This is a genomic window from Edaphosphingomonas fennica, assembly GCF_003034225.1.
GTDB lineage: Bacteria > Pseudomonadota > Alphaproteobacteria > Sphingomonadales > Sphingomonadaceae > Sphingomonas_E > Sphingomonas_E fennica.
Genome location: NZ_PHHF01000054.1, coordinates 31651 through 45074, shown reverse-complemented (window position 1 = coordinate 45074; position 13424 = coordinate 31651). Strand labels below are relative to the sequence as shown.

The following is a 13424-nucleotide window of genomic DNA, read 5'->3' as shown; positions in this document are numbered from 1 at the left end:
TTCACCAGCCGATGACCGTCATCCCGACGAAAGCCGGGATGACGGAAATCTCAATCCACGAACAGCAGCGCCGGCGTCTCCAGCAGCCGCTTCAGCGCCTGCACGAAGCTCGCCGCATCCCAGCCATCGACGACGCGATGGTCGCAGGAGATGGAAAGGTTCATCAGCTTGGCGACCGCGATCTCGCCGTCGCGGATCACCGGCCGTTCCACCACCTTGTTGGGGCCGATGATCGCCACTTCCGGCCGGTTGATGACGGGCGTGGTGGCGATGCCGCCCAGCGGACCGAGCGATGTGAGCGTCAGCGTCGAGCCGGAAAGCTCCTCCGACTTCGCCTTGCCGTTGCGCGCGGCATCGGCCAGCCGGCGGATCTCGTCGGCGAGCTGCCAGACGTTGCGATCCTGCGCGTCGCGGATCACCGGCACCATCAGCCCGGCATCGGTCTGCGTCGCCATGCCGAGGTGGACGGCGCCGTGGCGCGTCACCACGCCCGCCTCGTCATCATAGCGCGCGTTGATCATCGGGAAATCGGGCAGCGCCTTGCAGATCGCGACGATCAGCAGCGGCAGCATCGTCAGCTTCGGCCGGTTGCCGCGCGTGGCGTTCAGGTCCGCGCGCAGGTCCTCCAGCTTGGTGACGTCGATTTCCTCGACATAGGTGAAGTGCGGGATGTGGCGCTTGGATGCCGCCATATTCTCCGCGATCCGCCGCCGCATGCCGATCACCCGGATCGCCTCGTCGGCCCGCGCGTGCCCGGCAGGGCGATAGCCCTGGTTGTAGGTGAGGAAGGCATCGAGATCGGCATGCCGCACCCGATCGCCCTGCGCCGGCTTCACCAGCGCAAGGTCGATGCCCAGATCCCTGGCGCGCTGCCGCACCGCCGGCGACGCCAGCGGCTTGCGGCCATGCTCCGCCTCGCTGGTGGGTGCCGGTGCCACTACCGCCTCCGGCGTGGCGGGCACCGCCGCAACCGGCGCAGGCTGGGGTTCCGGCACGGGATCGGGCTTCACCACCTGCGCCGCCTCGTTGGGCGCGGCCTCGAAGGCGGGCTGCGGCGCGCTGGCCACTGCCTCGGCGGTTTCGGCCACCTCGCCTTCCACCTCGAATATGGCGAGCGCGGAGCCGATGGCGAGCATGTCGCCCACTCCGCCGCCAATCTCCACCACCTTGCCGGCGACGGGCGCGGTCATCTCCACCGTCGCCTTGTCGGTCATCATGTCGGCCAGCGGCTGGTCTTCCTCCACCACATCGCCCACCGCGACGTGCCAGGCGACGATCTCCGCCTCGGCGATGCCTTCGCCGATATCCGGCAGCTTGAACGTGAACCTTGCCATCATCCTCAATCCTGCATCACGCGCTTCAGCGCTTCGCCGAGCCGCACCGGCCCTGGGAAATAGGCCCATTCCAGCGAATGGGGGTAAGGCGTGTCCCATCCGGTCACGCGCTGCACCGGCGCTTCCAGATGGTGGAAGCAATGTTCCTGCACGAGGGCCGAAAGCTCCGCGCCGAAGCCGGAGGTCTTGGTCGCTTCATGCACCACCACGCAGCGCCCGGTCTTCTTCACCGATTCCGTGATCGTCTCGATATCCAGCGGCACCAGCGTGCGCAGGTCGATCAGTTCGGCATCGATGCCCTTTTCCTCGATCACTGCGGCGGCGACATGCACCATCGTGCCATAAGCCAGCACGGTCACGTCATTGCCCGGCCGCACCACCGCCGCCTTGCCCAGCGGCACCTTGTAATAGCCTTCCGGCACCGCGCTGGTCGGATGCTTCGACCAGGGCGTGACGGGACGATCATAATTGCCGTCGAACGGACCGTTATAGATGCGCTTCGGCTCGAAGAAGATCACCGGATCATTATCCTCGATCGCGGCGATCAGCAGGCCCTTGGCGTCATAGGGGTTGGACGGGATCACCGTCTTCAGCCCGGCGACGTGGGTGAAGATGCCCTCGGGCGACTGCGAATGGGTCTGGCCGCCGAAGATGCCGCCGCCGAAGGGCGATCGCACCGTGATCGGCGCGGTGAACTCGCCTGCCGAACGATAGCGCAGCCGCGCCGCTTCGGAGACGATCTGATCCAGCGCCGGATAGATATAATCGGCGAACTGGATCTCCGGCACCGGCCGCAGGCCGTAGGTGCACATGCCGACGGCGACGCCGATGATGCCGCATTCGGTGATCGGCGTATCGAACACGCGGGTCTTGCCGTGCTTCGCCTGCAAGCCTTCGGTCGCCTTGAAGACGCCGCCGAAATAGCCGACATCCTCGCCCATCACGACGATATCGGAATCGCGGGCCATCATCACGTCCAGCGCGGAATTGATCGCCTGGATCATGTTCATGGTCTTGGTGGACGTATCGCTCATATGCCGGCCGCCTCGCGTTCCGCGGTCATCTGGTCGCGCTGCTCCTTCAGGTGCCAGGGCATTTCCTCGAACACATCCTCGAACATGCTGTCGAACGGCTGCTTCAGCCCATCGGCGAGGATGCCGAGCTTCTCGGCCTCCTTCTGGGCGGCGCGCACTTCCTCGGCCACCTCGACATCCATCGCCGCCTGGCGTTCCTCGTCCCAGGCGTCGATCAGGATCAGATGCTGCTTCAGCCGAGCGATCGGATCGCCCAGCGGCCACTTCACCTTCTCCTCGGCCGACCGGTATTTGGTCGGATCGTCCGAGGTGGAATGCCCTTCCGAGCGATAGGTGAAATGTTCGATCAGGGTGGGGCCGTAATTGTTGCGCGCCCGCTCCGCCGCCCATTCGGTGGCGGCATAGACGGCCAGCGCGTCATTCCCGTCCACGCGCAGGCCGGCAATGCCATAGCCCACCGCGCGCGCCGCGAAGGTGGTCGCCTCGGCGCCCGCGAAGCCGGAGAAGGAGGAGATCGCCCACTGGTTGTTGATCACGTTCAGGATCACCGGCGCGCGATAGACGGAGGCGAAGGTCATCGCCGAATGGAAGTCTCCCTCCGCCGTCGATCCCTCGCCGCACCAGGCGGCGGCGATGCGGGTATCGCCCTTCGCCGCGCTGGCCATCGCAAAGCCCACCGCCTGCGGATATTGGGTGGCGAGATTGCCCGATATCGAAAAGAAGCTGGCATCGCGCGCCGAATACATGATCGGCATCTGCCGGCCCTTCAGCCGATCGCCCTTGTTCGAATAGACCTGACACATCATGTCGATCAGCGGCCAATCGCGCGCGATCAATATGCCCTGCTGGCGGTAGCTGGGGAAAACCATGTCGTCGCCGGCCAGCGCATAAGCGGCGCCGATCGCGGTCGCCTCCTCGCCGGTGCACTTCATGTAGAAGCTGGTCTTGCCCTGGCGCTGGGCGCGATACATGCGATCGTCATAGGCCCGCGTCAGCGCCATGTGGCGGAGCATGCGGATCAGCCGCTCTGGCGAAAGCTTCGGGTCCCATGGGCCGATCGCGCGGCCCTCATCGTCCAGCACGCGGACCAGCGTATAGGCATGGCCCGTCATCGCCGACGGATCGGCATCGATGGCCGGGCGGTCCACCGATCCCGCCGCCGGAATCTCGAAATCGTTGAAATCCACGATATCGCCGGGCCGGAATCGCGGCTCCGGCACATGCAGGCTCAAGGGGCGCAGGTTGCGCCTGTCCGAGTCGTTTGGCACCGTCCAATCTCTCCCGTCACTTACCGGCCATTCCGGCCGCACAGCGCCTGCCACTCCCGAAAGTCGGGAGGCGTCGCTTTGTCGAATATTATACAGTGACGCAACATTGTTTCAACGACGATAATCGGCCTTCGGAGGCCCATCTTCCCTCCGAAAGAGGGAGACGCCTGGGAACCGACTTTTGTTGCCCTGCAACGATTTACCGAACGGACGCCTGGCACCTCCACCCTTCGAAAGCGGCAAAGCGTGTCATTTATCCGACTGAATTCATGGGATAAATGACAGGCAGATTACATCCGCCCATCCGCCCTTTCCCACCGGACGGCGCAAAATCCCCGAAATCGCCCCGCCGGATGTTGCGTCGCAATAGATCACAAGAGTAGCACTCCCTTCGAGCGAGGGGGCCCGCCTGTGAAAAAAGGATCAGGAATATGGGGACTTTAAGAAAACTCGCGCTTCCGGCTCTGCTGGCTTTAGGGATCGGCACGGCGCCGGCGCAGGCAGCCCTCGTCACCAACGGGGATTTCGAAACCGGCGACTTCTCCGGCTGGACCCAGGGTGGGGATTTCGCCACCGACAATGTGTTCACGGCACCGGGCCATGTCTATGACGGCACCTATTCGGCCGCGCTCGGCACCCTGACGGGCAGCACGCTCAGCCAGGTCCTGAACGTGGTCGCCGGCCAGACCTATACCCTGACCTTCGTTCTGGCCAACGCCCCCGGCAATACGAATGCCAGCGGCAACAACGCCTTCAGCGTGACGCTGGGGGATGAAACCTTCAGCCTGCCGGACAATTTCGTCGCGTTCGATTACGGCACGTTCACGATCGAGGCGCTCGCCACGTCTGACACGCTCAACCTGGCCTTCTCGTTCCTCAACAACCCGTCGGACTGGTTGCTGGACAATGTGACGGTGGAAACCGCCGCCAACGCAGTGCCGGAACCCACGACCTGGGCGATGCTGCTGGTCGGCTTCGGGGTGGTCGGCACCAGCATGCGCCGGCGCCGCCAGGTCCTTTCCTTCAGCTAGGCGCGGAAGGGCGGACCGGACCGCCCGACGCTCAGGGGCAATTCATTCGGGAGGGGCCGTGGAGATATCCGCGGCCCCTTTTTCCGTCCGCCGGTCAGGCGCCCGCGTTGCGGACCGGCAGCCGGCACACCGCCTCCAGCCCCCCGCCCGCGCGATTGCGGAGGATCAGCGTGCCGCCATGCTCGCGCGCGATCGATCGGGCGATGGTCAGCCCCAGGCCGATGCCGCCCGTCTGGCGGTTGCGCGATGGATCGCCGCGCTCGAAGGGCTGGAACAGCCGGTCGATCTGGGATTCGTCGATGCCGGCCCCGCGATCGGCGACGATCGCCACCGCCTCCTGCCCCTCGCGGATCAGGGAAAGCTCCACCCGTTCGCCATAGGCCACGCCATTGTCGATCAGGTTCTGGAACAGGCGGGCCAGCGCCAGCCGGTCGCCGCGCACCTGCACCGGATCGATCCGCCCCACCGAAACCGGGCGGCCCATGTCCGCCTCGTCATGCGCCAGCCCTTCCAGCAGCGATCCCAGCTCGACATCGGCGATCTCGTTGCTGCTGGTCGATCCGCGGACGAAGCCGATGGTGGCGGCGATCATGGCGCGCATCTGCTCGATATCCGCCTGCACCTTGTCGCGCACGTCGTCCGGCGCCGCCTCGATGCGGAAGGCGATGCGGGCGAGCGGGGTGCGCAGGTCGTGCGCAATCGCGCCGATCATCGCCGTCCGTTCCGCCACATAGGCGGCGATCCGTTCCTGCATCAGGTTGAGCGCGTGGGCGGTCTGGCGCAGTTCGGCCGGCCCCTCCTCCGCCACGCGCGGCGCCAGGGGATCATGCCCCATCCGTTCGGCGGCATCGGCGAAGCGACGGATCGGCCGGGTCAACCGCCGCGCGAACCACCAGGCGAGCGGCAGCAGGGCGATCGCCGAAAGCGCGAACCATAGCAGGATGCGCCGCTGCCATGCCGCGATCAGCGGGCGCGGCGGCGTGTTGACGACCCGCCAGCCGTCCGCGCGCTCCACCGCCGCCGTCACTGTCCCGAAGAACAGCGGTTCGCCGCGCCGCATCGGCACCAGCCGGTCGCCATGCCGGTGGCGATCGTTGCCGAAGGAAGCGCGCTGATCCGGCTCGAAGAACAGCCGCACTTGCGCTTCCGGCCGGCCGAGCCGATCGGCCAGCCTGCGGGTGAAGGCCGGATCGCTCGTCATCCCTGGCGCCTGCACGGGCATGGGGCGGCGATCCTGCACGATCAGCACCCTTTCGCGGTCGCCGCGCTCCCGCCGTCCGCCCGCCAGCGCATCGGCGACGTCGCCCAGCCGGTTGAAATCGGGCCGGGGCGGATCGAGCACGACGAACATCGCCAGCGTCACGATCTGCGATGCCGCCAGGCTTGCCAGCACCAGCAGCAGGGTCTGCCAGAATATCGGCAGCCCGCGAGGGCGCGGCAGCCTCACTCGTCCACCACCTTCAGCGTGAACATATAGCCTTCGTTGCGGATGGTGCGGATCGGATCGTCATGGCCCAGCTTCTTGCGCAGGCGGCTGATCGTCACGTCGATAGCGCGATCGAACACGTCGCTGTCCAGCCCCTTGCCATGCTCGATCAGCATGTCTCGGGTCAGCACGCGCTGCGGCCGATCCAGAAAGGCGTTGAGCGTGCGGAATTCGGCGTCGGTCAGCGGCGCCGGCGGCTGCCCGCGCCGGGATACGCTGCGGTCGACGATATCGAGCGTCCAGTCGCCGAACCGCCGCACCGGCCCCGTCGACGCCCCCGATTGCTCCGCCCGTCGCCGCAGCACGGCACGGACGCGGGCCAGCAGCTCACGGGGATTGCAGGGCTTGGGCAGATAATCGTCCGCGCCCACCTCCAGCCCGATGATCCGGTCGGTATCCTCGCCCATGGCGGAAAGCATGATAACGCCGGGGCCGCCGGGCTTGTGCAGCCGGCGCAGGATCGAAAGCCCGTCCTCCCCCGGCATCATCAGGTCGAGCACGACGAGGTCGAAGCGCCGCTCCGCCATCAGCGCGTCCATCTCCTGCCCGTTGGCGGCGCTCGCCACCTCCATGCCGTTGGCGGTCAGGAAATCCGCCACCAGCGATCTCAGCTCGGCATCGTCATCGACGACGATGATGCGCGGTGCCGCTTCGGTCATCGCCCTTTCCCCCGTGCCGGGGCCTCCGGCGCCGGATCGGCCGGCATGCAGTTGGTGGCCGCCGCCTGCGCCGGCGTCATCGGCAATCCCGCCAGTGTCAGCGCGCCGGCATTGGCGGTATCGAGGCCCGTGAAGCGCTGCTGCGCCGCCGATCGGAACTCGGCCAGCGTGATCGCCCGGTTGAAATCCTCATCCGCCGATATCACCGGCTGGGGGATGTTGATGAGGGACCAGCGCCCCGCTCCCAGCGGCGCGCCATAGGCCGGGATGTCCTTCTTCTTGATCTTGCGGTTGCCCATCCCCGTTCCTGGGCCGCGCGCGTAAAGCCGGATCTCGGGGGCGATATCGCGTTCGTAACGGATCACCTCGTCCGGGATGATCTCGCCATCCCTGTCGGCATCCAGCACCGCGAAGAAGCGATCGGCATCGGCCAGGAACTCGGCCCGCGTCAGCCGCCCGTCGCCGTCCCCGTCGGCCTTCGCGAACCAGAGCCCCACAGGATAGGGATCGTCCAGCCCGGCGCGGAACGGCTCGCCCATGGGCGCGATGAAGAGCTGCGGCCCCTTGGGCGGGCATGGCGGCAGCTTCGGCTTGGCGGCGGCCGGCATGGCGGCCGCCATCGCCAGCAGGACCAACGGGGACCAGCGCATCATTCGTGCCTCAAAGCCTCGATCGGATTGAGCGAGGCCGCCCGCCGCGCCGGGAAATAGCCGAAGATCACGCCGATCCCCGCCGAAAAGGCAAAGGCCAGCAAGTTGATCTGCGGATCGAAGATGAAGGGCACCTTCAGCACCGGCGCCAGCGCCATCGATGCGATCAGCGCCAATATCAGCCCGATGATGCCGCCAAGGCAGGCCAGCGCCACCGATTCCACCAGGAATTGCAGCAGCACCTCGCGTCCCACCGCGCCGATCGCCAGCCGGATGCCGATCTCGCGGGTCCGTTCCGTCACCGAAACCAGCATGATGTTCATGATGCCGATGCCGCCCACCAGCAGGCTCACCGCCGCCACCGCGCCCAGCAGCGCGGTCAATATCTGGGTGGTGCCGGAAAGCGTCTCCGATATCTGCTTGGTGTCGAAGATGTTGAAATCGTCTTCCTTGGCGCCGGTGATGTTCCGCCGCTCGCGCAGCAGCTTGGAAATGCTTTCCTGCACGGTGGTGGAATCATAGGCCTCGTCCACCGAAACCATGATGTTGCGGATATCGCGATTGCCGGTGAAGCGGCGCTGCACCGTCTTGATCGGCATGATGATCACGTCGTCCTGATCGTTGCCGAAGCCGCCCTGCCCGCGCGTCGTCAGCGTGCCGATCACCTCGCAGGATACGTCCTTCACGCGGAAGCGCTGGCCGATCGGGTCCTCGCGGCGAAACAGGTTCTGCACCACGGTGCTGCCCAGGATGCACACCGCCTTGCCGGCCTGTTCCTCGGCGGGCGTGAAGATACGCCCCTCGCTCAGGTTCCACTGCTGCGCGGTGAAATAATCGTCGGTCGTGCCGTTGATCGTGGTGGACCAGTTGGCCGCGTTGCGGATCGCCACGCCGGTGGATTGCGCCTGCGGCGCCACCGCCCGCACCCCCGCTATCTGGGTGCGGATCGCCTCCACGTCGCGTTCCTTGAAATCGGGCGGCTGCGGCCCGCCGCCGCCCCGGCCGAAACCCTGGCCGGGCCGGATCTGCAGGATGTTGGCGCCCAGGCTGGAAATGCTTTCCTGCACGGCCGCGGTCGCGCCATTGCCCAGCGTCACCATCGTCACGACGGACATGACGCCGATCACGATGCCGAGGATCGTCAGGAAGGATCGCAGCAAATGCCGCCGGATCTCCCGGATCGCCAGTGCGACGGTGGTGCCCAGCAGCCGCAGCGGCCCGCTGGATCGAGCGCGGATCTCGGCCGCGGCATTCGCAAGCTCGGGGGTGTGGAGGTTCATGATGTCAGCGCCCCGTGGTCGATCCGCTCGATCAGACCGTCCTTGAAATGGACGATGGTGTGGGCATAGGCCGCCATGTCGGGCTCATGCGTCACCATCAGCACGGTGATGCCGCTGGAACGGTTCAGGTCCGTCAGCAACTCCATGATCTCCACCGATCGCGCGCTGTCCAGATTGCCGGTCGGCTCGTCGGCCAGCAGAACCTGCGGATGGGTGACGATCGCGCGGGCGATGGCCACGCGCTGCTGCTGCCCGCCGGAAAGTTCGGCCGGGGTGTGATCCCACCAGTCGGCTAGGCCCACCTTGTCCAGCGCCGCCATGCCCATTTCCCGCCGCGTCTTCCCGTCCTCCCCGCGATAGAGCAGCGGCAGCTCGACATTCTCGAGCGCGCTGGTGCGGGCCAGCAGGTTGAAGCCCTGGAACACGAAACCCAGATAGCGCCGCCGCAGCAGCGCCCGCTGGTCGCGATCCAGCGATTCGACATGGTGGCCGCGGAACAGGAACTCGCCTTCGGTCGGCACGTCGAGGCAGCCGAGGATGTTCATCATCGTCGACTTGCCGGAACCGGACGGCCCCATGATCGCGACGAAATCGCCCTCCTCTATATCCAGGTCGATCCCCCGCAGCGCCTGGAAGGCGGTGGCGCCGCTGCCGAACGTCTTGACGACGCTGCGCAGACGGATCAGCGGCTCACTCGCCATCGGCCCCGCCCGCCTGCCGCCCTGCCGGGCGGTTTGCGCCGCCGGATGCCGGCCTGCCGCCATTCTGGTCGCCGGCGCCGCCCGCAGAGGCGGGAGCGGCAGGGGCCTGGCCATTGCCGCCCTCGCCGCCGCTTCCGCGTGATCCGCCCCGCTTCTCGCTGACCTGCCCGGCGGCGAGCTGCCCGGTGATCACGTCCATGCCCTGTTTGATGTCGGGGCCGGTCACCTCGGTTTCGCTGCCGTTGGAATCGCCCACCGTCACCTTGATCGGCCTGGGCTTCCCGTCCTGGCCCAATATGTAGATGGTCTGCTGGCTGCCCCGGCCGATGCTCACCTCGCGCGTCGCGCGGTTGCCGCGCCGGGGCGGACGCGGGCTCAGCACGCTGGTCAGTCCGCCGCCCTGCGATCCCGCGCCGGCCCGATCGGGCGTGAAGCGCAGCGCCGCGTTCGGAACCAGCAGAACGCCGGTCTTCTCCGTCGTCACGATGTCGGCGGTCGCCGTCATGCCCGGGCGGAGCAGCTCGTCGTCATTGGCCACCGTCAGCCGCGCGACATAGGCGACCACGCTGGATGACGTTGCCGTGGTGGTCGAGGAGGAAGATGTGCTGCTGGCATTGGCGCCCAGGTCGACCCGCTCGATCACCGCCGGGAAGGTCCGGCCGGGGAAGGCATCCACCTGGAAGGTCGCGCGCTGGCCCTTGCGGACCTGGCCGACATCCGCCTCGTCCACCTTCACCTCCAGCCGCATCCGGCGCAGATCCTCGGCGATCTGGAACAGCACCGGCGCGTTGAACGATGCCGCCACCGTCTGCCCCGGCTCGATCTGGCGAGAAAGGACGACGCCGTTGACCGGCGATACGATCAGCGCCTTCGAATATTGCGTCTGGTCGGACGAAAGCTGCGCGCGCGCCTGCTCCACCTGCGCTTCGGCCGTCTTCACCCCGGCAAGCGCGCGGGCATTGTCCGCCCGTGCCGTATCCAGCTCGGTGGCGGAAGGCACCTTGCCCTTGGACAGGCGATAGACCTCCAGCAGGCGGTTCAGGTTCGCGCGGCTCTGGTCCGCCGTCGCCTGGGCCTGCATCACATTGGCCTGCGCGGAAGCGAGCGCCGCCTTGCTCTGGTTGATCGAATCCTGCAACCGCGAGGTATCGAGCTTGGCCAGCACCTGGCCCTTGGTCACCCGATCATTATTGTCGACGAACACCTCGGTCACCATGCCCGAGAGCTCCGAGCCCACGTCCACCTGGTTGGTCGGCAGGAGGTTGCCCGTGGCCGAGACCGTCACCGTCAGGTCGCCGCGCCGAACCGTCTGGGTCGCATAGGCCACCTGCGGCGCGCTCCCCACGATCATGCGCCAGAGGATCCAGGCGATCAGCAGCACGGCCACGCCCACCGCCGCCCATTTCAGGTAGGTGAGCGGCTTGGACGCGGCCTCGACGCCCAGAAAGGCGTCGATATCGGATTTGTTGTTGGCGGTCGGCTGGTCCATCATGGCCTCGTCGAAAGGGCGGTCGCGGGTATCGGCGCGGCCTCCCAGCCGCCCCCCAACGCCTTGTATAGCTGCACGGTCGCATTGGCGCGGTCGGCGCGGGCCGATGCCCGGCTGTCCTGCGCGGAAAGCAGGCTGCGTTCGGATTCCAGCAGCGCCTGGAAGTCGATGAGGCCGGCGCGATACTGGCTGCGCGCATAGATCACGGCATTCTCCGCCGCTTCCGCCGCCGCGATCACCTCGCGCTCGCGCCGCTCGGCATTGGTGAGCGCGGTCAACGCATTCTCCACCTCCTCCAGCGCGGTCAGCACCGTCTGGCGGTAGGTCGCCAGCGCGGCATCGGCGCTGGCCCGCTGCCCTTCGATCTGGGCGCGGATCTGGCCGCCGTTGAAGATCGGCGCCGTGATCCCGGCCACCAGATTGCCGATCATCGCGCTCGGCAGGTCGCCCAGCGAGGTATCCGAACCGCTGAACGATCCGCTGAGGCGCAGTGCGGGGTAGAGCTGCGCGGTGGCGACGCCGATGCGCGCGGTCTCGGCGGCGAGCGTGCGTTCGGCCGCCGCGATATCCGGCCGGCGCTGGACGATCTCGGCCGGGATGGCCGCCCCTATCGCCTCCGGCGGCAGCGGCACCGCCTGCGGATCGCGCAGCAGCCCGTTCACCGCCCCCGGCGCCTCGCCCAGCAGCACCGCGATCCGGTTCACCGCATTATTGTAGCTGGTCTCCAGATTGGGGATCGTCGCGGCCGTGTTCGCGCGAAGCTGGCGGGCCTGCTCCAGGTCCAGCGAGCTCACCAGCCCCGCCTGCACCCGCCAGCCGACGATCTCCACCGTCTCGTCCTGCGTCGCGAGGTTGCGGCGGGCGATATCCAGCCGCACCTGCGCCAGCCGGGCGGCGAGGTAATTGAGCCCGACTTCGGATGCCACGCTGACCTGCGTGAAATGCAGGTTCGCCTCGGAGCTTTGCGCATTCGCCCGCGCCGCCTCGATCGACCGGCGGATGCCGCCAAATATGTCGGCCTCCCACGATGCGTCGAAGCCCGCCCGGAAGATGGTGGTGTCGCCGCCGCGCGATATGGTCTGCCCGGTGCTCGGGTCCACATAGGTGTTCCCGTCATTGCCGATGCTGCGGGAAACCGATCCGCTGGCGCTGAGGCTGGGCAGCGCCCCGCCCTGTGCCTGCCGCAGCGATGCCCGCGCCTGCCGCAGCCGCGCGCCGGCCACCGCGACGTCTAGGTTCGCGGCCAGCGACTTATCAACAAGCTGGGTCAGCACCGGATCGTCGAAGCTGGTCCACCAGCGCGCCAGATCGATCTCGGCGCCGGGGCGCTCGGCCAGGAAACGCTCGGGCACCTTCAGGTCCGATGGCGCCGGCGCCCGATAGTCCGGCCCCACGGCGCAGGCCGAAAGCAAGGCCAGCAACGCCGTCGCGCCGATCGGCCGCAGGGTGGGTGCGATTGTCATAGATCAGCCATTGATAACCGATTCTTGCCCGGATGTTTCAGCCTTGAAACGGAAGTGGGCCCGTCCGGCCCACGCATCGTCGACGCCATCGTCATTTTCCCTCTTCGTCAACGCCGTGCGCCCATGGCGCCCGCACGAAGCGGCGCGCCAGGAAATCGATCAGCGCCGTCACCCGCGCCGGCCGCACCGTGCCCGGCGGCGTCACCACATGAAGCGCGGCCGGCTTGCTGGACCAGCCCGGCAGCAGTTCGATCAGCCTGCCGGATCGAAGCTCGTTCCAGATCAGGAATTCCGGCTGGATCGCAAGGCCCAGCCCCTCCAGCAGCGCCGGCACGACGATATCGCCGTTATTGACGGTAAGCTGGCCGTGCGCGCGCACCGTCACCTCGCCTTCCAGCGGATGTTCGAAATGCCACAGCGTCGGATTGGCAAGGTGGGAATAGAGGATGGCATGATGCTTCTCGATATCGCGGGGATGCTCCGGCGCGCCATAGCGCTGGATATAAGCGGGCGATGCCACCAGCGGCCGCCGCACCGCGCAAAGCCGCCGCGCGCGCAGCGAGGAATCGGCCAGCACGCCGATGCGGAGCGCCACGTCGATCCCCTGGGCCACCAGGTCGATATAATCGTCGCTCAGCCGCACATCCACGGAAACCTCGGGATATTTCTCAAGGAATTCCGGCAGGATCGATCCAAGATGCTTGATCCCGAACGACATCGGCGCCGCCAGCTTCACCTGCCCGCGCGGCGCGGCCGACCGTTCGGAAATCTCCTCCTCGATCGCTTCGCCTTCCGCCAGGATGCGGGTCGCCCGCTCCAGCGACGCGCGCCCGCTCTCCGTCAGCGAAAGCCGGCGGGAGGTGCGATGGAAAAGCGGCGTGCCCAGCCGCTGCTCCAGCCGCTGCACCGCCTTGGATATGGTCGCCTTGGAAAGGTTGAGGTCCGCCGCCGCGGCCGAGAAGGAACCAAGATCCGCCACCTTGGCGAAGATCGCCCAGGCTTCGAAATCGGGGAGATATGCCATGCCAA

12 protein-coding genes are annotated in these 13424 nt (G+C 67.2%); 1 reads left to right on the top strand and 11 read right to left on the bottom strand.

All coding sequences use genetic code 11. The features are described from left to right. Positions 1-50: 50 nt before the first annotated feature. From CV103_RS13300 to CV103_RS13290, 3 genes are read right to left on the bottom strand one after another with little or no spacing between them, the layout of a single operon-like run. On the bottom strand, positions 51-1334 hold the full coding sequence (locus CV103_RS13300) for a dihydrolipoamide acetyltransferase family protein (RefSeq protein WP_107395248.1): 1284 nt from the start codon (positions 1332-1334) through the stop codon (positions 51-53). A gap of 5 nt (positions 1335-1339) precedes the next feature. Beyond that, complete coding sequence (locus CV103_RS13295) at positions 1340-2344, bottom strand: alpha-ketoacid dehydrogenase subunit beta (protein WP_015457089.1); 1005 nt, start codon at positions 2342-2344, stop codon at positions 1340-1342. 20 nt (positions 2345-2364) lie between these two features. Further along, positions 2365-3636 (bottom strand): 3-methyl-2-oxobutanoate dehydrogenase (2-methylpropanoyl-transferring) subunit alpha, encoded by a 1272-nt coding sequence (locus CV103_RS13290; protein ID WP_107395199.1) that lies wholly within the window; start codon positions 3634-3636, stop codon positions 2365-2367. A 431-nt stretch (positions 3637-4067) separates the two neighbouring features. Here CV103_RS13290 and CV103_RS22885 point away from each other — a divergent pair, with 431 nt between their 5' ends. Next, the gene (locus CV103_RS22885) at positions 4068-4667 is read left to right on the top strand and encodes a PEPxxWA-CTERM sorting domain-containing protein (protein WP_015457091.1); all 600 of its coding nucleotides are present in this window, start codon (positions 4068-4070) and stop codon (positions 4665-4667) included. Positions 4668-4761: 94 nt separating this feature from the next. Here the strand turns inward: CV103_RS22885 and CV103_RS13280 are convergent, their stop codons facing one another. The 8 genes from CV103_RS13280 to CV103_RS13245 all read right to left on the bottom strand — a co-directional run bounded on the left by CV103_RS13280 (position 4762) and on the right by CV103_RS13245 (position 13419). After that, positions 4762-6114: an ATP-binding protein gene (locus tag CV103_RS13280; RefSeq protein ID WP_107395198.1), complete on the bottom strand. Its 1353-nt coding sequence runs from the start codon at positions 6112-6114 to the stop codon at positions 4762-4764. Then, positions 6111-6812, bottom strand: coding sequence for a response regulator (locus CV103_RS13275; RefSeq protein ID WP_015457093.1), 702 nt, complete (start codon positions 6810-6812; stop codon positions 6111-6113). The genes CV103_RS13280 and CV103_RS13275 overlap by 4 nt, the downstream gene beginning before the upstream one ends. Then, positions 6809-7465, bottom strand: coding sequence for an EF-hand domain-containing protein (locus tag CV103_RS13270; protein ID WP_245896821.1), 657 nt, complete (start codon positions 7463-7465; stop codon positions 6809-6811). Before CV103_RS13270 ends, CV103_RS13275 begins: the two co-directional genes overlap by 4 nt. Continuing rightward, complete coding sequence (locus tag CV103_RS13265) at positions 7462-8670, bottom strand: ABC transporter permease (RefSeq protein WP_041865064.1); 1209 nt, start codon at positions 8668-8670, stop codon at positions 7462-7464. Before CV103_RS13265 ends, CV103_RS13270 begins: the two co-directional genes overlap by 4 nt. A 68-nt stretch (positions 8671-8738) precedes the next feature. Continuing rightward, positions 8739-9443, bottom strand: coding sequence for an ABC transporter ATP-binding protein (locus CV103_RS13260; RefSeq protein ID WP_015457096.1), 705 nt, complete (start codon positions 9441-9443; stop codon positions 8739-8741). After that, entirely contained in the window at positions 9433-10932 is a 1500-nt protein-coding gene (locus CV103_RS13255; protein ID WP_084673611.1) for an efflux RND transporter periplasmic adaptor subunit, read from the bottom strand. Before CV103_RS13255 ends, CV103_RS13260 begins: the two co-directional genes overlap by 11 nt. Further along, entirely contained in the window at positions 10932-12395 is a 1464-nt protein-coding gene (locus tag CV103_RS13250) for an efflux transporter outer membrane subunit (protein ID WP_015457098.1), read from the bottom strand. The genes CV103_RS13255 and CV103_RS13250 overlap by 1 nt, the downstream gene beginning before the upstream one ends. A gap of 91 nt (positions 12396-12486) precedes the next feature. Next, on the bottom strand, positions 12487-13419 hold the full coding sequence (locus CV103_RS13245) for a LysR family transcriptional regulator (RefSeq protein WP_107395197.1): 933 nt from the start codon (positions 13417-13419) through the stop codon (positions 12487-12489). Between the last annotated feature and the right edge of the window lie 5 nt (positions 13420-13424).